This is a genomic window from Amycolatopsis pithecellobii, from assembly GCF_009707865.1.
In the GTDB taxonomy this organism is placed as follows: Bacteria; Actinomycetota; Actinomycetes; order Mycobacteriales; family Pseudonocardiaceae; genus Amycolatopsis_E; species Amycolatopsis_E pithecellobii.
On the sequence record NZ_WMBA01000003.1, the window covers coordinates 26,839 to 46,696 of the forward strand.

Annotated in this window: 16 protein-coding genes and 1 pseudogene; 13 read left to right on the forward strand and 4 right to left on the reverse strand. The window is 65.4% G+C overall.

All coding sequences use genetic code 11. The annotated features are described in order from the left end of the window. Positions 1–24: 24 nt before the first annotated feature. The gene (locus GKO32_RS02780) at positions 25–429 is read right to left on the reverse strand and encodes a Dabb family protein (RefSeq protein WP_154755166.1); all 405 of its coding nucleotides are present in this window, start codon (positions 427–429) and stop codon (positions 25–27) included. A 239-nt stretch (positions 430–668) separates the two neighbouring features. Between GKO32_RS02780 and GKO32_RS02785 the strand changes: the two genes are divergently transcribed. Further along, positions 669–1,580 carry a TetR-type transcription factor C-terminal domain-containing protein gene (locus tag GKO32_RS02785; protein WP_154755167.1) on the forward strand — a complete coding sequence of 304 codons (912 nt, stop codon included), beginning with the start codon at positions 669–671 and terminating at the stop codon, positions 1,578–1,580. A gap of 31 nt (positions 1,581–1,611) precedes the next feature. Further along, on the forward strand, positions 1,612–3,120 hold the full coding sequence (locus tag GKO32_RS02790) for a class I adenylate-forming enzyme family protein (RefSeq protein WP_154755168.1): 1,509 nt from the start codon (positions 1,612–1,614) through the stop codon (positions 3,118–3,120). Between the two features lie 12 nt (positions 3,121–3,132). Here GKO32_RS02790 and GKO32_RS02795 read toward each other — a convergent pair whose 3' ends face one another. Genes GKO32_RS02795 through GKO32_RS02805 form a run of 3 tightly spaced genes read right to left on the reverse strand, consistent with a single transcriptional unit; the run spans position 3,133 to position 6,911 of the window. Beyond that, a complete protein-coding gene (locus tag GKO32_RS02795) occupies positions 3,133–4,152 on the reverse strand; it encodes an ABC transporter permease (RefSeq protein ID WP_166459340.1) in 1,020 nt (339 codons plus the stop codon). A 57-nt stretch (positions 4,153–4,209) separates the two neighbouring features. Further along, on the reverse strand, positions 4,210–5,745 hold the full coding sequence (locus tag GKO32_RS02800; protein ID WP_208024249.1) for a sugar ABC transporter ATP-binding protein: 1,536 nt from the start codon (positions 5,743–5,745) through the stop codon (positions 4,210–4,212). Between the two features lie 32 nt (positions 5,746–5,777). Further along, entirely contained in the window at positions 5,778–6,911 is a 1,134-nt protein-coding gene (locus GKO32_RS02805; protein ID WP_154755170.1) for a sugar ABC transporter substrate-binding protein, read from the reverse strand. A gap of 294 nt (positions 6,912–7,205) precedes the next feature. Here GKO32_RS02805 and GKO32_RS02810 point away from each other — a divergent pair, with 294 nt between their 5' ends. The 11 genes and pseudogenes from GKO32_RS02810 to GKO32_RS02860 all read left to right on the forward strand — a co-directional run bounded on the left by GKO32_RS02810 (position 7,206) and on the right by GKO32_RS02860 (position 19,721). Then, positions 7,206–8,870, forward strand: coding sequence for a class I adenylate-forming enzyme family protein (locus GKO32_RS02810; RefSeq protein ID WP_154755171.1), 1,665 nt, complete (start codon positions 7,206–7,208; stop codon positions 8,868–8,870). A gap of 16 nt (positions 8,871–8,886) precedes the next feature. Next, on the forward strand, positions 8,887–9,774 hold the full coding sequence (locus tag GKO32_RS02815) for an amidohydrolase family protein (RefSeq protein WP_166459341.1): 888 nt from the start codon (positions 8,887–8,889) through the stop codon (positions 9,772–9,774). Further along, complete coding sequence (locus GKO32_RS02820) at positions 9,774–10,577, forward strand: SDR family oxidoreductase (protein WP_154755173.1); 804 nt, start codon at positions 9,774–9,776, stop codon at positions 10,575–10,577. Before GKO32_RS02815 ends, GKO32_RS02820 begins: the two co-directional genes overlap by 1 nt. Before the next feature lie 54 nt (positions 10,578–10,631). Beyond that, the gene (locus GKO32_RS02825; RefSeq protein ID WP_154755174.1) at positions 10,632–12,224 is read left to right on the forward strand and encodes an AMP-binding protein; all 1,593 of its coding nucleotides are present in this window, start codon (positions 10,632–10,634) and stop codon (positions 12,222–12,224) included. Positions 12,225–12,262: 38 nt separating this feature from the next. After that, on the forward strand, positions 12,263–12,904 hold the full coding sequence (locus tag GKO32_RS02830) for a nitroreductase family protein (RefSeq protein ID WP_154755175.1): 642 nt from the start codon (positions 12,263–12,265) through the stop codon (positions 12,902–12,904). Positions 12,905–12,907: 3 nt separating this feature from the next. Beyond that, entirely contained in the window at positions 12,908–13,537 is a 630-nt protein-coding gene (locus tag GKO32_RS02835; RefSeq protein ID WP_154755176.1) for a TetR/AcrR family transcriptional regulator, read from the forward strand. Between the two features lie 192 nt (positions 13,538–13,729). Further along, a pseudogene (locus GKO32_RS02840) lies at positions 13,730–13,982 on the forward strand (IS110 family transposase); the annotation flags it as partial. A gap of 322 nt (positions 13,983–14,304) precedes the next feature. Continuing rightward, complete coding sequence (locus GKO32_RS02845) at positions 14,305–15,714, forward strand: FAD-binding oxidoreductase (RefSeq protein ID WP_154755178.1); 1,410 nt, start codon at positions 14,305–14,307, stop codon at positions 15,712–15,714. After that, positions 15,711–17,237, forward strand: coding sequence for a mycofactocin dehydrogenase MftG (mftG, locus tag GKO32_RS02850; RefSeq protein WP_154755179.1), 1,527 nt, complete (start codon positions 15,711–15,713; stop codon positions 17,235–17,237). The genes GKO32_RS02845 and mftG overlap by 4 nt, the downstream gene beginning before the upstream one ends. Positions 17,238–17,286: 49 nt before the next feature. Further along, complete coding sequence (locus tag GKO32_RS02855) at positions 17,287–18,321, forward strand: amidohydrolase family protein (RefSeq protein ID WP_154755180.1); 1,035 nt, start codon at positions 17,287–17,289, stop codon at positions 18,319–18,321. A gap of 83 nt (positions 18,322–18,404) precedes the next feature. Then, positions 18,405–19,721, forward strand: a complete 1,317-nt coding sequence (locus GKO32_RS02860) for a TetR/AcrR family transcriptional regulator (RefSeq protein ID WP_154755181.1) — start codon at positions 18,405–18,407, stop codon at positions 19,719–19,721. The last annotated feature ends 137 nt before the right edge of the window (positions 19,722–19,858 follow it).

Genomic DNA, 19,858 nt, shown 5'->3' on the forward strand with positions numbered 1-19,858 from the left:
TCCTTATGGCTCAACGAAGTTGGTTCAGGCAGGCCCGATACCGCTGCCGCTGTAGGACAGGTTGTTGACCAGCTCGAGGACGTCGGGATCGCGCTCGAAACGGACGCGGTGGATCTCGTGAATTTTTTCGGCGATTTCGGGATCCGGGTCGTCGGTGAGATCCATCGAGACGATGTTCTGCACCAGGGGCAGGCCGACCAGGTCCGTCTCCCGGCCGGCGGGATGCATCACGAACTCTTTATAGCCTTCGATGTCCTTCAGTGCGAACATCGCGCCGTATTCATACTCCCCACCGATATCGCGCCCAATGCAGTAAAACTGCACGGCCGGAATCTCCTTCGCCATCTTGTGCCACTGATCGAAAGCGGCCTTGGTCTTTTCCGCCGAGACTCCCGGCTTAAAGGACAAACGAATTGAGTGGTAAATCATGGGGTGGTGCCTCCCTGACGTTCGCTTCGATCTGTTCAGACAGAACGATCGTTCGGACTGGTTCAGCCTCCGCAGTATGCAGGCCGGTGCGAGGTGGTGTCAATCACAAGCTGGGAAATGGCCCCAGCTCTGCAGGTTGCTGGTGATGGTGGGGCTGTACTCCCAGGCACCGATCGATGGTGTAAGTTGTTTGATCTAGCCGAACAGCGGGTCGTGAGTTGACGTCAAGGAGGTGCGACATGCCGGGGGCAGGCCGAAACCGCGCACATGATCAGGACGAGCTGGCAGTCGCGATCGGGGAACGGATCCGTCGAGCGCGCAACGACCAGAGGGTGACTCTCCGCGACCTCGCGGCCGATCTGGGGGTGTCGCCGTCGACGATGAGTGCGGTCGAGAACGGCCATACCACCGTCAGTGCGGTTCGGCTCACCGAAATCGCCTCCGTGCTCGACGTCCCGGTGGAAGTCCTGCTCGTGGACGGCCACCTCGGTGAGTCGGAGCTGCGAAGCGCGGGCGGTGGACGGGCCCGTAAGCGCGGTGACTGGCGTGTCTTCGAGCCCGCTCCGTTCGACGCCCCTCTGCAGGCCGCACTCGAGGCCTTCATGGACATCGGCTACCACGGCGCGACGATGCGGGACATCGCTCGCCGCGCGGACCTCTCCGTGCCGGGCGTCTACCACCACTACGCCAGCAAGCAGGACATGCTCGTCACGATTCTCAACGGCTCGCTGGACGACTTGATCTGGCGTTACGAGGCCGCCGTGGCCGAGGCCGACGACACCTACGGTCGCTTCACCCAAGCAGTCGAGTGCCTGGTGCTGTTCCACACGCGCCGACGTGACTGGGCCTTTCTCGGTCGCAGCGAGCAGCGGAGCCTCGAGGGCGACGCGGCCGTACTGACCCGTGAGAAGCGCGTCCTCGCCGAGCGTTCGCTGATCGCGATCATCGAAGAGGGGCGCAACGCAGGGATCTTCGCGACGAAATCCTCCCGGGTCTCGGGACGTGCGGTGATCATGATGTGTGTCGGCACCGTCTACTGGTTCCGCGAGGACGGACCGGACACGCCCGAGACGATTGCCCGCCAGTACGTGGATCTGGCCCTGCGGATGGTCGAGTACGTCGGGACTGCCCCGACGGCGAGCACCCCATGAAACACACACCCCGACCTGAGGGAAAACGACCATGAATCCTTGGAACGCGTTCCGGCGGTCTCTCGCCTGCAACGGCGACCGGCCGGCGGTGAGCACTTCTGAGCAAACCTGGACCTACCGCGAACTGGGACATGTCGTGGCGCACGTCTCGGGCTTGCTGGAGCAGGCCGGCGTCGATATCGGAGATCGGGTCGTGCTGCTGCTCGGGAACGACATCGGCTATGTGGCCGCCGATCTCGCGATCTTTTCCCGCGGTGCGGTCAAAACCCCACTCAACATGATGATGTCGGCGCCGGAAGTGTTGCGCGCCTTGGAGTTCGTCGAGCCCACGGCCATCGTCCTCGATGCGGCGGGCCGGGAGCGATGCCCGCGAGTACCCGAGGGCATCGCGGTGATCGAGCTGGCCGGCGGATGGGCGAGCGAGGTGAGGCAACTTCCGCTGCCGCCGGAGTCGCCGGTGACCGGCTCCGATCCGGCGGGCATTTTTCTGTCCGGCGGGACGACCGGGCTGCCGAAAGGCATCATCCATTCCCAGGACACGATCATGCACAATCTCTGGGCACATCTGATCGATGCCGGTATCGATGCCGATGCGAAGTTGTTGCTCACGACGCCGCTGCCGCATTCGGCTGGTCTCTTCACCGAGAGCGCGTTATCGGCCGGCGCTCACGTCTGGATCGAGCCGGGGTTCGACGCGGCGCGGTGGGTCTCGTTGGTCGAAGAACATCAGATCACGTGGTCCTACGGTGTGCCGACGATGCTCAAGCGGATCCTTGATCTCACCGAGGGTTCTGGCTGGTCCCCGAAGAGCATACGGACCTTCCAGTACGGCTCCGCCCCGATGTCGCCGGGCCTTCTCCGCCGGGCGCTGGAATCCTTCGGACCCGTTTTGCAGCAGTTGTACGCCCAGACCGAATGCCCGCAGTACGCCACTTTGCTGCGCAAGTCCGATCACGTGACGGCGGCCGACCGTCCTGAGCTCCTGGCGTCGGCAGGCCGCCCGTCGACGATGTGCGAGGTCTCGGTTCGAGACCCCGAGGGCCGGCGTCTCGGTGACGACGAGATCGGTGAGGTGTGCCTGCGCAGCCCCTACGTGATGGTCGGATACTGGAAGAATCCCGAGGCGTTCGCGGATCGCTTTCACGGTGAGTGGCTCAGGACCGGTGACGTCGGCAGGATCGACGCCGAGGGATACCTTTTCCTGGTGGACCGGCTGGCCGACATGGTGGTCAGCGGCGGAATGAACGTGTTCAGCATCGAGGTCGAGGCGGCGCTGTCCTTACACCCTTCGGTCGCTCAAGCCGCCGTGATCGGCGTGCCGGATGAGGAGTGGGGCGAGCGAGTGCACGCCGTCGTGGTGCTTCGAGACTCTGCTGCCGATGTCGATCTGGAAAGTCATTGCCGGGAGCACCTCGCGGCCTATAAGCGGCCCAAGAGCTATGACCTCGTCGAGGCCTTGCCGCTCACGACTTACGGCAAAGTCGACAAGAAAGCGCTTCGCGCACCTTACTGGGCCGGCAGCGCTCGAGGCGTCAACTGATCATCCTCGGCGCTACGCTTCGGCGGTCACGCTGTCCGCTTCGCTGACCGGCACCGGCTCGTCCGGTTTCGGTACCACTGCCACGGCGTGGCCGGCGCGGCGGCGGCCCACGACGGTCGAGATGAACACCGCCACGATCAGGACACCGCCGTCGAACACCGGCGTCACCCACGCATCGGCGCCGATCAGCGTGAAACCGGTGACCCCGACGGCGACGAAGAAGATGCCGAGGATCGTGCCCCACACGTTGTACTTGCCCGGCCGGATCGTGGTCGCGCCCAGGAATACGGCGGCGAGAGCGGGGAAGAGGTAGGACGGCCCCGCGGTCGGATCAGCCCCACCGGAGCGTGACGTGAGCAGAATTCCCGCGATCCCGGCGATCAAGCCGGCCAGGACGAAGCTGCAGAACACCAGCCGTTCGACGCGGATACCCACCAGCCGGGCCGCCGCTTCGTTCGAGCCGACCGCCTCGAACTGGCGGCCGAACGGGGTGTGCATCAGTCCGTACCAGATGATCAGCCCCACCACGGCGAGCAACCAGAATGGCCGGGGAATGCCGAGCCACTTCTCTGATCCCCAGTTGCCCAGCGAACCCGGCACGCCGCTGATGCTCGCGCCCTTCGTATACCAGGTCACCACACCGCCGAGGACGGTGTAACTGCCGAGGGTGACGATGAGGCCGTTCACCTTGAAGTAGGCCACCAGGACGCCGTTGACCGCACCGATCAGTCCGCCCAAAACCAGCGCGGCCAGCATTCCGGTCCAGATCGACTGCCCGTGTTCGACGATGATGCTGCCCGCGGCCACGTTCGTCACGCCGGCAATCGCCGCGATCGAAACGTCGAAATACCCGGCCGCCAACGGAATGACCATTCCCAGCGCGATGATGCCGGTGACCGACTGCCCGGCCAGGATGTTGTTGATGTTCTCGCTCGAGGTGAACGCACGCCGGCTCATCGAATACGTCGCAAAGAAGAGAACCATCAATGCGAACAGGACGGGCAATCCGAACTGTTCCGTCGAGCGGGTCACGATCCGCGCCGTTCTTCCGTGCCCGCTTGCTCGATTCTTCGTCGCAGCCGCCATCTTCTAGCCTGCCTTCCTCGGGCTCGCCCCGCTGTAGGCCGCCGCCACCAAGGCGTGTGCGGTCAGCCGCGACCCCGCGAGTTCGTCGACGATGCGACCACCGCTCAGCACGATCGCGCGGTCGCAGTTGTGGGCCAGCTCTTCCATGTCGGATGCCACCAGGACGACTCCCATGCCCGCATCGGTCGCCTTCCTGACCATGTCGTAGATCTCGCGCCGGGCACCCACGTCCACACCCTGCGTCGGCTCGTCGAGCAGGAGCAGCTTCGGGTTCAGGCCAAGGCAGCGGCCGAGCACGACTTTCTGTTGATTACCGCCGGACAGCACGTTGGCCGGGCGACGTTCGCTTGCTGCTTTCACTCCGAAAGTTGCGATATCCTGCCTGGCTCGCAGCCTCATGAGCCGTTCGCTGAGCCACATCCGTCGCGAATACTGCGGCAATCTCGCGACCGCGAGATTCATCGAGACAGGCAGGTCGTAGAACACGGAATTCGCGCGGCTTTCGGGCACCAGCGCAATGCCGCCGTCGATCGCGTCTCGTGGATGCCTGAACCGGACGGGAGCGCCATCGAGAACTACTGTGCCCGATTCGATCGGGAGGTCGCCGTAGATGCAGCGCAACAGTTCGCTTCGCCCCGAACCGAGCAGTCCGGCCACGCCGACGACTTCTCCACTTCGGACGGTCAGATTGATCGAGTGCAACGGTGTCGCCACGACATCGGAGAGTTCGAGCAGGACGGGGTTTGCCCGGCGATCAACGCGTTCGCCCGCGGTCTGCGAGATCGGCCGGCCGGCGATCAACTCGGCCAATGCCGCTTCGGAGAGAGTCGGGGTGCGGTACGTGCCGACTCCGGTTCCATCACGAAACACCGTGACGTTGTCGGCCAGATCCAGGATTTCATCCAGCCGGTGGCTGACGAACAACACGGCTTGCCCCGCTGCGACGTGGCGCCGCAGCGAAGCGAACAACAACTCGACCTCGTGTGACGGGAGAGCCGCCGTCGGCTCGTCCAGGATCAACAGGCCCTGCCCGCCCTGTTCGTCCTCGGCTTGCAGGGCACGGGCAATGGCGATCTGAGCCTGCACCGCCCGCGGCGTGTCACGAACGAGCGACGAGGGGGTCGTGCTGATCTCGAACTTGTCGATGAGCGCCGCGGCCCGCTTCCGCACCGTTCGCCACCGCACCCGGCCGGCCGGTCCGGTCGGAAATCCGAAGCCCAGCGCGAAATTCTCGGCGACCGTCATAGCGGGGAACAGGCCGAAATCCTGGTGGACGACGTACACACCACCGGCGTGGGCGAGTTCCGGCGAGGTGTGTGCGGCTGCCAGCGGGCTTCCGGTCGCGTACTGAATGGTTCCGTCGTCGCCGTGCTGCACGCCGGTGATGATCTTGATGAGCGTCGATTTGCCGGAGCCGTTGCCGCCGGCCAGTGCGTGGATCTCACCGCGGGCGACCGACAGGTCGACCCCCTTGAGCGCCTGCACCCCGGGGAAGGACTTGGTCAGGCCCCGGACCTCCAGGGCAGCATTTTCGGGCACCTTTGCCTCCTTCTGCCATCTGATGCGAGCCGCTACCCGCCGAGGCCCCACAGCTTCGAATAGGCCGCCTTGAGGTCGTACGGCGCCGAGGCAACGGTGTTGTTCGCGCCGATGCCGTGGTGCGCATCGACGACGATCGCCCCGATGCCCTGGTTGACCGTGGGCACCTTGGCCAGCACCCGGACCACCGTGTCCATTGCGCCGTAACCGATCCACTGGGGTGACTGCACCGAGGTCAGCGCCGAGATGTCACCGCTCTTCGCAAGGGCGACGACAGCCGGATCGGCCCCCTGCCCGCCGACCACCATGATGTTGCGCCCGGTCTGCTTCACGATCCTGGCGCCGCCACCGTTCTGCAGCTCCGAGTCGAGAGCCAGATAGACGACGTTGGCGTCCGGGTTCTTGACCAGCGCGGCCTGTAGGGCTTGACCGAACGGGCCGCCGGCCGTCGTATCAGCCGGCTGGAAAGTGAAAGACCCGACTATGGAACAGTCCGCGCACTTCTTGATCTCGGACTTGAAGCCATTGTCGATCGCGCCGCCGAGCGGAGCCTGGATCACCGCGTCGATGATCTTCGCGTGCCCGCCTGTCTTGTTGATGATGTACGCCGCACCGGCGGTGCCCGCTGCCGTGATGTAGTCGCCGGCCGTCGGAGCGCCGGCTGAGAACTTCGTCGGGCCGGAGAAGAGGGCCGACCCGCCGTTGCCGCCGATCGCGCTGTCGCAGTCGTTCGCCAGTGCGGCAATCACCGGAATGCCGGCGGCTTGGGCTTCCTTCAACGGCTGCTCGATGAGCGAGCAGTCGATGGCGGAGTCGACGATCGCATCCGGCTTCGCCGTGATCGCCTGGCGCATCGCGGTCTGGTAGCCGCCGTTCGCGTTCAGGTTGCCGTCGGCGACCGTGAACGTCCACCCGAGCATGCCGGCGGCCTCACGACCAGCGGCCGTCAGTGTCGAGCAGGCGGGAATCTTTTCGCCACACGACACCCACCAGATCGTCTTGTTCTTCGGGGGAGTGGGACCGCCGGCCGGTGGCGCTTCGCCGAGACCCTGGTACAGCTGATCCATTGTGGACACACCGGGCGTCGCGGTGCCGGAAGTCGTCGCCGGGCCGGTGCCGTTGCTCGATCCATCGCTGGAGCTGCACGCGCTGACCAGCACGGTCACCGCGGCCAGGGCTCCGGCTGCGAGGACGCGCGTTCTTCGGGGAGCGGGGAGTGGGTAAATGGTCTTGTCCTTTCGCCGCACTTACTGACGTCGTTATCATCAAGTGGACGCCGTGAGCATGAGCACGAGCCGCGGTGATGTCAAGAAAAAGCCGGCGAGACCCGCAGGCGCCGTTTGACACCTCTTGGCGATTCCGAGATACTGACATCATCATCAGTAAGTGGAGGCGCACCGATGGGCGAGCCCGCCGCAGCCTCGTGTGAGCAACGAAGCAAGCACTGAAGGGAGATCCTCATGGCCATCACGCGCGCCGACACGCTCCTCACGCCAGAGTTGATCGAGAAATACACCGCCGCCGGCTACTGGACGGACACCACCCTCGCCGATGTCTTCAGGCGCAATGCCCGCGAAGTTCCCGGCAAGACTGCCTATATCGACGACCGCTCCGAGGTCACGTGGGGCGAGCTGTGGCAAATCAGCGGCGAGGTGGCGTCCGGTCTCGCCCACCGCGGAGTCCGGCGTGGAGATGTCGTCGCGGTTCAACTCCCGAACCGTCTGGAATTCGTCTACGTGCTGGCCGCCGTCGTTCGATTGGGCGCCGTGTTCTGCCAGTTCCCGCCGGACTATCGGGCCCGCGAGATCGAGTTCATCCTCCGGTTCTCCGAGGCGCACACCTTGGTCGTGCCGGACCGGTTCCGGGGCTTCGACTACGCCGAGATGATCGACGGCATCCGGTCCCGCCTCCCGCAGCTGGTCAACACCGTCGCCGTCCTCACCGGCGAGTCACCGACCGCGCTCGATCGAGGCACGTGGGTCACGCTCGACCAGCTCCGCGGCGACCTGGACCCCGCCGACCTGGCACCGGACCGGCCCAGCGAGGCCAACGATGTCATGCGCATCGCGTTCACCTCCGGCACAACCGGAGAACCCAAGGCGGTGATGCACACGGCGAACACCACTTTGTTCACCATTCAGCGGGAGATCGAAGAGCGCGGAATTGACGACGATTCCACCCTCCTCGTGCTCCTGCCCGTCGGATTGAACGCCGGCTTCTTCGTGATCATTCAGACCGCGATTGCCCAGGCCCGCGCCGTCCTGATGGAGAGGTTCCAGGCAGCTGCCGCACTGGACCTCGTGGAACGGTACAAGGTGACGACGTTCCTGGCCGCACCCAGCGCGCTGATCGCAATCCTGGCTGAGGACAGCCTCGGCGACCGGGATCTGTCGTCCTTGAGTGTCGTGCAAACCGGCGGGGCATCGACACCCATGAAGGTGCTGAGAGAGGCCAACGAGCGGCTGGGCTGCCCCGTGGTCGACCTGTACGGCATGCTCGAATCCGGTCTTACCTCCTGCACTTCCCAGGAAAACCCCTATGAGGATGTGGGCACCGTCGGCCGGCCCTATCCGTGGATGCACGTGCGAATCCTCGATTCCGACGATCGGGATGTGCCTGCCGGCACCGAGGGCGAAATTGTGAAGACGGGCCCGGCGATCACGGTGGGGTATTACCGCAACCCGGCCAAAAACCAGGAGAGCTGGACCTCCGACGGGTGGTTTCGCTCCGGGGACCGCGGTTACTTCGATTCGGCCGGCAGGCTCACCATATCGGGCCGGTCCAAGGACATGATCATCCACGGCGGCGCCAACATCTGGCCCCGGGAACTCGAGGAAGTGCTGTCGAAACACCCGGAAGTCGCGGAAGTCGCGGTGGTCGGTATTCGCGACGACTATTTCGGCGAAAACGTGTGCGCCTGTGTGATACCTCGACCCGGTGCCAGGCTCACGCTGGACGACCTCATCACTTTCATGAAGACCGAGGTAGCCAAGTACAAGCTTCCTCAGCACCTCGAACTGTTCGAGTCATTTCCGCTGGGACCAACGGGAAAGGTCCTCAAGCGTGAGCTCGCCGAACAGGTCGAGCTACGCCGCACGGCGGCCACATCCCATGTCAACCTATGAAGAGAGGTGCTCCGCGTTGAGCGCACTGTCACCCCGATTGCTGGATTTCCATTCTCACTGGGGTACCGAGCAAGGCTGGAAGGGCAGCCCGTACGAGACCCCGGAGGCCCGAGAGGCACTGCGCGGTTATTTCAAATGGGAGATGAGCTTTGTCAGTGAGGAGGAGCAGGCGGCTCAGTTCCGTCAGGCCAATGCCAAGGTGATGCTCGATTTCGCGCAGACCTACAAAATGGATGTGGGTGCGGTGCGGGACCAGCACGACTACGCGTTCGACTACGCCCGCAAGTACCCCGACGTGGTGCTCGGCAACTGGATCGGTATCGATCCGACGCGGCCAGGACATGTCAAGGAGTTCGAACGCTGCCTGAGTGACGGGCCGGGGCTGGTCGGGCTGTCGGTGCACCCGTTCTCTCCGGCAGCCGGCCTGCCGGACGAGCCGGCCTGGGAGGCGTGCCTGAACCTGTGCGTCGAGGCCAATCGGCCGGTGCTGATGTTCGTGGGGATGACGGCAGCCGGCGCCGGAACCCGTGGGGGCATGGGCATCACGCTCGAAGGCTGCCACCCCCGCTACGTCGACCGCATCGCGGCCCGGTACCCGGATCTGAATGTGATCGCGGCTCGGGTGGCGTGGCCGTGGCAGTCGGAGATGATCGCCATCGCGCTGCACAAGGCGAACGTGTGGATGGAGCTGCACGGGTGGTCTCCGCGTTATTTCTCCGACGAGCTCAAACGCGAGATCGGCAAGCGACTTCGCAAGAAAGTGTTCTTCGGGGCCGACTACCCGATGCTCGGCCACGAACGTCTGGTGAACGAATGGCGTGAACAGGGCTTCGCCTCGGACGTGCTCGACGGCGTGTTTTCGGGCAATGCCGAATCGTTTCTTGCCTCGATGGGAGTCGAGTGATGGACCTGGGTCTGACCGACAAGGTCGCCATTGTCGGCGGCGGCAGCGATGGCTTGGGATATGCCATCGCCGATCGTCTGCTGAGTGAAGGTGCTTTCGTCACGATCTTCGCGCGGCGCGCCGAGAAGATCGCCGCTGCCACGGAACGCCTTGCCGGCAAATACGGGGAGAAGCGGGTCCTGGGCCTGGCCGGTGATTGTTCGGACGCCGCCGATCTCGACCGGGTCACGGCCTCGACGGTCGAGCGGTTCGGCCCGGCCGTGCACGTTCTGGTCACCAACGACGGGGGACCGCCGATCCGCCGGATCTCGGAGCTCACCGACGAGGTGTGGACGCAAGCCCTCGCCCGCCACTTCTTCTACGTGGTCAGGTCCGTACGGGCGACGATGCCGTACATGACGGCTGAGGGTGGCAGCATCCTCAACGTGGTCTCGGGCATCGTTGAGCGCCCCGCCGTCGGGATGGCCGCATCCGTGGCGGTGTGGTCCGCGGTGATCGGCTACGCCAAGACCCTGGCCTTGGAGGTCGGAAAGGACGACATCACCGTGAACACCCTGTTGTCCGGGTTCTTCGACACCCCACTGCTGGGCAAAACGCTTGACAGGCAACCGGAACTGTCGAAGGCCGGGCTGGGGAGCGGGCTGCCGATGGGCCGCATCGGCGAGCCTCGCGAGTTCGCCGATCTGGTCGCGACGCTCGTGTCACCGCAGCTGAAGTTCGTGACCGGCGCGGTGGTCCCGATCGACGGCGGGGCCGGCATCGGGATGAGCGGGAGCTTGACCACGCCGGCCAAATCGGCCTGAGGTCCGTGACCGGCACCCCTGCCATTCCAGGTCATCATCGCAAGGAGGCTTTGAGTGGACCTGACCGAGGCTTCAGTTCTCGGCGCGCTCGACCATTGGGCTTCGACGACCCCCGAAAACGCCTTCATCCAATGGAAGAACGAGCCGGCCCAGACGTATGGGGAGTTCCACAAACGAACGCGCCGGCTTGCCGGCGGGCTGCGGGAACTCGGAGTCTCCGCGGGCGACACCGTTCTGGTGATGCTTCCCAACGGACTCGAAATCGTTCATGCCTGGCTGGCCTGCAACGCGCTGGGCGCCGTCGAGGTTCCGGTCAATACGTTCCTTCGTGGCGTCTTCCTGGAACACATACTCGAGGATTCACAGGCATCCGTGATGATCGTTGACGCGGCGTCCTTGCCGCATTTGGCGTCTGTGGAGTTGCCGAAGCGATTGCGCACCCTTGTGGTAGTCGGAGAAGAAGCCCCCGCCGTGGTCGGTCACGCTTCGGTCGTCGCCTACGACACTGTGCTCGCATCCGCCCCGATAGCGAGTCTGCGTAAAGCCGAGTTCAGTGACCTGAGCGCGATCTTCTACACGTCCGGAACCACCGGTCCCGCCAAGGGAATCATGTTCACCTACGGCCAGGGATGCGTGGCGGCGCGCAACTACCTGCGTGCCGCCGGCGCCGGTCACGATGACGTCTTTTTCTGTTGTATGCCACTGTTCCACAGCAATGCCCAGATCCTGCAGATCGGTGCGCCGTTGATGGCCGGCGCCCGGATCTCGATCTGGCCGGAGTTCAGCGCCTCACAGTGGCTGAACCAGGTGCGATCGGTCGGCGCGACGGTATCGAACATGCTCGGGGTGATGACCGAGTTCGTCCACCGGCAACCCGTCCGCGACGACGACGCCGACAATCCCTTGCGAGTCCTGCAAACCGTGCCCGCTCCGGCGACGATCGTCGGGGACTTCGAACGACGGTTCGGGGTGACGTGCATCGACGGATACGGCTTGACGGACGCCGGCATGGTCGCCTTCCGCCGCCACGACGAGCCGCTCGTTCCGGGAAGCAGTGGCCGCCCGGTCGACGATTTCGAGGTCGTCATCGCCGACCCCGACACGGACGTCCCGCTGCCGGCCGGCACGGTAGGGGAGATCCTGATACGCCCTCGGGTGCCGTTCGGTTTCATGCGCGGATACTGGCGACGTCCCGAGGTGACGGTCAAAGCGTGGCGAAACCTGTGGTTCCACACCGGCGATGCGGGCATGATCGACGAGGACGGAAATCTCTACTTCCGGGACCGGATGGGCGATTCCATCCGTGTCCGCGGCGAGAACATTTCGTCGAGCGAAATCGAGGCGGTGCTCAACGCGCACCCGAGCGTGGGCCAGTGCGCCGCGGTGGCGGTGCCGGCTGAGGTCGGTGACTACGACATCCTCATCGCGGTGGTTCCCGCGCCGGGCGCATCGATTGATCCGAGCGCGCTTCTTCGCCACTGCGAAGGGCGAATGCCTTACTACGCGGTCCCGCGTTACGTCGACATCGTGCCCAGCCTCCCCATGACGGCTACACAGAAGGTCCGGAAGGTCGAGCTGCGGCAGCGAGGCATGAGCCCGTCGACGTGGGATCGGCTGAAGGAGGGTTACTCGGTGTCCCGGGCTTGACCGCATCGGCGTCGGTCATACTCGAGATCACGAACTGAATGCTTGGGGAAAGGAAGAGCGTGACCGACCTACTGCCACTCACGCCGGACGAACTACTCACCACCACGCGTGCGGTACGGAAACGGCTGGACCTGAGCCGGCCGGTCCCGGTCGAAGTGGTCCGCGAGGCGCTGGCGGTGGCATTGCAAGCGCCTTCCGGGAGCAACAGGCAGCGCTGGCATTGGATCGTGCTCACCGACCCGGCGGTCAAAGCCACCGTCGCGAAGTACTACCAGCAGGCCTACTCCGCCTACAGCCAGGCACAGGTCTACCCGCCGGACTCGACAGCCGCCCGGGTCGCGTCCAGTGCGTCGTACCTCAGCGAGATCCTCGCCGAGGTTCCGGTCCTGGTGATCGGAGCCATCGAAGCCGGTGAACTGCCGGACGGCAACCAGGCCGGCGTGTGGGGTTCGCTGCTGCCGGCCGCGTGGAGTCTGGCGCTGGCGCTGCGAGCACGCGGACTGGGCACAACCTGGACCACCCTGCATCTCCAGTACGAGCATGAGGTCGCGGCTGCCCTCGGTATTCCCTCGCAGGTGCGCCAGGGCGTGTTACTTCCGGTCGCGTACACCAAAGGCACCGATTTCCGGCCGGCCGGACGGATCGACCTCGAGTCCGTCGTCCATCTCAACGGCTGGTGACCGGTGCCGCGTACGCAGAAAGAACGAAACGAAGAGACCCGCCGGGCACTCTTGGAGGCGGGGAGCTCACTGCTGCGCGAAGTCGGCTACGCCCGCACCTCGGTCGCCCAGATCACCCAGCGAGCGGGCCGGGCGCACGGGACGTTCTACCTTCATTTCGAGAACAAGCGACATCTGGTGTCGGTCCTGCTCGACGACATGGCCGAGGAGGCCCGGCGGCATGCTCGTGAGATCTGGCGCGCCGCACCCAGGGTCGATGCGATCTGGTTGGGGCTCCGGGACTTCCTCGCACTGATCACACCCGAGCGCAGTCTGTGGTTGTTGGTCGAGGAGGTGGTGGCGCTCGAAGAGGACGCGGCGCCGTTGAGGTCGAGACTCCGGCATCTCTACGTCGAGCCGATCCTGCGGGGTCTCAAGGAGCGCCCGGACGGACTCGTCTCCCGCGCGCCCAACATCGAGCTGCTGGCGGACCTGCTGGCTTCGATGGGCCTGCACTTCGCCCGGACCGGGAACCTCCCTGCCTCCCCGGACGTCACCGCGCTGCACATGACGGTCGTCTGGTGCAACGCCGTCGGGCAGCCGATCACCGAAAAAGATCTCGACAATCTGCGCGGCATGTTCGCGGCAAGCTAGTCCCGCGCGACCGGCGGTTCGCCAAGGTTGTCCCGGTCGCGACCGCCGCAGCCCGGCCAAGACGCCGCAGGACGTGGTACGCAAGATCGTGGCGTTGCGCCGGCGGCATCGCCTCGGCCCGGTGCAGGTCGCCGGCCAGCTCGGTATTCGTGCACGCCACCCCAGCCGCCGGACTGCTCGAGAAGACCGGAATCGGCAGCTGTCTGCATGACTTCCTGGTCCCACCACGGCCGCGTTCGCCTGTCTCACCGGGGTCAACCCCGTCCCCGCTCACTGGGAAATACCGTCCGCCACCGCCTCAACCGCGGCGGAGACCGGCGCGGTGAGCCGTGCCCTGCACATGGCCACCACCACCCGCACGATCGGCGTGCCCACCACGCGCGAGTACCTCCAACGCCGGGCCGCCGAAGGACGCACCACCAAGGAAATCCGCCGTTGCCTCAAGCCCGACCTCGACACCGCCAACGGCATCCCGAACCCAGCCTGACAGTCATAGGAGCATCCACCGAGCCCACAGCGCAATCGGGGATCACCACCGATCACCTGGGTGTCCGCGGCGTTTGGCAAGCACAGAAGTAGTTTCGTGAGCCGCGCCGGGGGTTGTCACGAGGGCTTCGGTCGCCTTACAGTGAACCTAACGTTAGGCTCGGTCAACGGTGCGGGGACCTGGATCTCTCCGCCATCGCGAGCCACGTGTCCACCCGCCCCCGGCAGGGCTGAGTCCGTGGTGGAGCGTTGATCCCTTTGGCTCAAGGAGGCGGGCGCACGTGAGTGCTGGGCAGCTTGCGAGACGACTGATCGACGACTTCGAGGGCGACCTCGTCGGTCCGGACCATCCCGGGTACGAACGGCTGCGAAGGATCTGGAACGGGGACATCGATCGCCGGCCGGCGCTGATCGCGATGTGCCGGTCGGCCGGAGACGTGGCGCTGGCCGTTCGGTACGCCCGCGAGGCCGGGCTCATGATCGCGGTGCGCAGTGGCGGGCACAGCTACCCGGGGCATTCGGTGTGCGAGGGCGGCGTGGTCATCGACGTCTCGAGCATGAACCACGTGGATTTCGCTGAGGACGGAACGACGGTCCGCGTGGGTGCCGGGGCTCTGCTGGGTGCGGTCGACACGGCAACGGTGGCGCGCGGCCGGGTCGTGCCCGCGGGCATCGTGTCCCATACGGGCTTCGCCGGGCTGGCGCTCGGCGGCGGGATGGGGTACCTGACGCGGTCGCACGGCATGACCTGTGATCACCTCACGGGATTCACCGTCGTCACCGCCGATGGAGCGATCATCCGTGCCGACGCGGACAACCATCCGGACCTGTTCTGGGCGCTGCGCGGCGGTGGCGGGAACTTCGGCGTCGTGACGGAGTTCGAATGTGACAGTTCCCCGATGCCTCCGGTGAGTGTGGGACATCTGCTCTACCCGGCCGATCGCGCGCTGGAGATCTTCGAGGGTGTGCGCGATTTCGTCGACGCGGGGCCCCGAGCCTTGAGCGTTCGGCTCGTGGCCGGATTGACCATGCCCGGGCAGGACGGCGTGGACGAGCGGAACGTCGTGGGCGTAAGGGTGATCTACCAGGGGCAGCCCGACGGCGCGGCGCTCAGCGAGCTGCGACGTTTCGGCGATCCGGTGCTCGACACCATCGAGGTCTCGAGCTATCTCCAGCTCCAGCGCGAGTTCGACGAGTTCTCGCAGCGTGGCATCGGCTGGTACATGAAGTCAGGACACACCCGGAAACTCACCCGGGATGGGCTCGCCGCGATGATCGAGGCGACGCACTCCCACCAGCGGGTGGCGTCCGACCGGGTACTGCGATCGGTCCACTCGATCGCGTCTCTCGGGGGCGCGGCGTCCGACGTGCCTGAGATGGCCACGGCCTACAGCGGGCGGGACGCCGGCTGGCATTTCGCCGTCGAGGTCGGTTTCACCACCGAGGCGGAGCGTAAGCGCATCGTCGGGAACACGCGGCAGGCGTGGGCGAATATCGAGCCGAACCTCGACATGGCGACGTCCTACGTCAACATGCTGTTCGAGGAACAGCTGGCGAGCATGGAAAAGGTCTACGGGGCCGAGAAGTTCGCGATGCTGCGCAGGATCAAGACGGCCTACGACCCGGCGAACGTCTTCCGGCACAACGCCAACATCCCGCCCCTGGAGACCGCGCCCGGAGAATCGCGGTGAAACCACACTACGACGTCATCGTCGTCGGTTCGGGATCAGCCGGGGGAGTCGTCGCTTCCCGCCTCAGCGACGATCCATCCCGGACAGTTCTCCTCCTGGAGGCCGGCGAAGCGTACGGATCCCAGGACGAGTTCCCGGAGCGGCTCCTCGACCCACGTCAGTCCGCCGTCATGCCTGGACAGCCCGGGGTCTGGCGCCGGGTCACGACCTTGCGGCCGGGATCGACGGCGCACAGCGGGACGGGCAAGGTCCTGGGCGGCACGAGCTCGGTCAACGCCGCCTACTTCATCCGGGGCTTGCGGGCCGACTTCGACGGCTGGGCGAAGCTGGGAAACACGGAATGGTCCTACGACAAGGTCTTGCCGTCCTTCACGAAATCCGAGAACGACGCGGACTTCCATGACCGGTGGCACGGCTCCGGCGGACCGATCCCGGTCCGCCGAGAGGCCGAGGACCGGGCGCCGGAGTTCATCGCCGCCTTCCGGGAAGCGTGTCTGGGGCACGGTTTTCCCGAAGAGGCCGACAAGAACGGCGATCAGGCACCGGGAGTCGGCCCGGTTCCGCTCAACATCGGCGGGGGAGTACGTGTCGGCAGCGCGCTCGGATATGTGCTGCCCCGTCTCGGCCGGGAGAACTTCGACGTGCGTGGCAACGCGCACGTGGTGCGGCTGCTGGTGTCAGGCGGCCGGGCAACTGGCGCGGAACTGCTCCTCGATGGCACACGGACGACCGTCCACGGCGAGGAGATCATCGTCGCGTGCGGCGCATTCCGGTCGCCGCAGCTCCTCCTGTTGTCCGGGATCGGGAGGGCTGAACAGCTTGCGGCGCACGGGATTGACGTCCGGGCCGACCTGCCGGGCGTGGGACGAGGACTGCACGCACACCCCGGCGTTGTCGCGCCGTTCTCCCTGCGGAACCCGATCGAGAGCCCTGCGGGCCGGGGTGCCATGGCGTCTGTGCTCCACTGGTCTGCCGATGGCTCGAAAGGACTCGACGACCTGGAGATCCTCCCGTTCATGAGGACGACAGTCGAGGCAGGCGACGCGCTCGGCTCGGCCGTGCTCGCCGTCATGAACGAGGACTCTCGAGGCTGCGTCACGCTCGCCTCGGCCGATCCCGAGGACGAACCGAACGTCGACTTCGACTTCCTCCGGACGCAGCATGACGTGAAACGAGGCCGAGAGCTCGTGCGCACGTTCTTCGACCTGTTCAATTCACCGTCGATGCGCGGTATCGGCGCCGCAACGATAGGTCTGGACCGGGAAGACGTGCGAGACGCCCAGCTGCTCGACGCCTGGGTCAAGACACATCTCACGCACGGTGCCCACGAGGCCGCCACCTGCCGGATGGGGCCCGATTCCGATCCCATGGCCGTCGTGGACCAGTTCGGACGTGTCAAGGGCGTCGAAGGCCTTCGCGTCTGCGACACCTCGATCTGGCCGACGACTCCCTCGCGGGGCCCGGCCGCCACGGCGATCATGACGGGCGAGCACATCGCCGCCTTCATCGAGGCCGGGCAGTGACCACTTGGAACTACACGGCAATCCACACCGGTTCAGTTGAGGAGTTCGCATGTATTCAGGGAGAAGGATCGCGGTCGAAGAGGGCTATCTGACGCAGCGGGCCAGCGATCTGGCACGCCAGGTTTATGCCTCGGAAGAGGCGCGGCAGCTGGGGACGGCTGATGCCCTCAGCCAGGTTTTCCTGCCGGGCATCACGGAGGAACGCTGGGCGCGCAACATGGACCTCGGCGAGGGGCGCATCGCTGTGATGGACGAGGCGCGGCTCGACATGCAACTCCTGGTTCTGTCGTATCAGGGCAGCCAGATGCTGGACCCGGCCCACGCGGTGGCGGAGGCCCGGGGCATCAACGACGAGCTTGCGGCCGCGGTCCGTCGTTATCCGAGCCGACTGGCGGGACTGGCTTCGCTGCCGACTTCGCATCCGGAGGCGGCGGCGGTGGAGCTGGAGCGTGCCGTGCGGTCACTCGGTCTGCGGGGCACGGTCATCCACTCCCACACTCGGGGCGACGAGTGGCCCCAGCGCGGCATCTACCTGGACGAGCCCGAGATGTGGCCGATCTTCGAGGCGGCGGAATCGCTGCGCGTCCCGGTCTACCTCCACCCGAGCCAGCCTTCCCCGCAACTGGTCCGGGCCTTCACGCAGTACGGCATGATGGGCCCGATCTGGGGTTACAACGTGGAGGCCTCGACCCACCTGGTGCGCGTCATCCTGTCCGGGGTCTTCGACATCTTCCCGGAGCTCACCCTCGTGGTCGGCCACCTCGGCGAAGGCATTCCCTTCTACTTCGAGCGGCTCGACGCGGCGTATGCGCAGTCCAACCCGAAGCAGCGGCTGAAGATGCCCCCCAGCGAGTACTTCCGGCGCAACATCTATCTGACCACCTCCGGGATGAACTCCGCGGCAGCCCTTCCGTTCTGCATCGATGTGCTGTCGGCTGACCGCATCATGTTCGCCGCCGACTACCCGCAGGACCCGAGTCCGCTGGCCGACGAAGTCGCCGCGATGGATCGGCTCGAGATCACCGACGCGGAGAAGGCGGCCATCTTCAGCGGCAACGCCGAGAAGGTCTTCGGGCTCGTATAACATCGCTCAGCAAAGGCACGATCCGGAAAGGCGGCAAATGAACGGTCTCGACCTCGAATGCCGCCCTGGGCCTGGCAGTATCGATGACTAAGCGACTCTCGCAACCTCGCGAGGTCAGCGACAGGGTCCGCGGGGTGCGTAGTGCCCGGGGGCAGCGGACGATCGACGAGATCACCCGGTCAGCGGACAAACTCTTTGCCAGTCAGGGATACTTCAGTACGACCGTCGAGGACATCGCCAAAGAGGCGGGTCGTTCGTCCGCCGCGGTGTATCAGTACTTCGACAACAAGGCCGCAATTCTGGAATTGCTGAGCGAGCGGTTGGTGGATTTCGCCGGCCCGCGTGCGCTGGAACGTATTCCGCTCCCTGAGAACGAGTACGACCACGCGGCTTTCGTCCGGGCGGCGGCGGGCTTTTGGCAGACCTACCTGACCTTCAAAGGGGTCATGGTCGCACTCTTTCAGCTGTCCACGGTGGACGAGCGATTCGCCGGGATCGAAAAGAAAGTGCGCGCGGTCGGCCACCAGGTCTTCGGCATTTTCCTGGCCCGGGCCCGAGAGCACGGTTTCGCGAATGACGTCGACCAGAAGCTGACCCCCGTTCTGATCGACGTCATGAACGAGCATTACCGATTCATCTCCTCGGGTCACCTGATCAGCCCTGATCGACAGCCCGAGAGCTTCGACGAGGTTTCCGTGCTCGCCGCGATCTGGTATCGGGCGTTTTACGCCGTGCCCCGCGAGCCGATCGTCCATGTTCCCCTCAAGCGCTCCAGAAAGGCACGCAAACCTGCCCGGTCCGAGGGCAAGGAGCTCTGGGCCGCGGCCGGCCGGCACGTATTCGAGCAGAAGAGCTTCCTCACGGCCGGAGTCAGGGACATCGCCGAGGAAGCCGGCATGTCCCTCGGCGCGTTCTACAACTACTTCGACACCAAAGAAGATCTGCTGCTTCATCTGGCCGAGGAGTTCAACGACACCATCCTGCAAGGCCTCCGGTTCCCTGACGAGCCGGGGTCGATGCGGATCAGTCGCCTGGTGACCACACTGTGGCGGACTTACACGGAGAACCGGGCCGTCGTGCACGGCATTTTCCAGTTGTCGATGCTCGACAGCGAGTTCGCGGCCGACTGGCGTCGCACCCGCCGGCCGGTGGTCAAGCTGATTGAAGACCACGTGATCCAGGCGGAGGCGGACCGCGGCGGAAATGACCTCGATGCCGCGGGGGTCGCCGAGGCGCTGTGGTCGATGCTCGAACACTGCGCGTATCTGTGGGGTACGCGACGGTCGGATCTGATGGTGGGCGCGGTATCGGAGGCCGAGCTTTGCCGCGCCATGTCGGACTTGTGGTACCGAGTTCTCCACGGAGTGCTCCCGCCTGACGGGTTGCTATCTGTGCTCTGACGGTGGCACCGGGCGACGCCGCAATGCGGCTGTGACCACTCCTTATGGCACTCCTGGGTGATGCCGGACCGCTCTTGCATCGCGGTGTGATGGCGGTTATAGTCCGAACCTAACGTTAGGATCGGACGTGGCGGCGG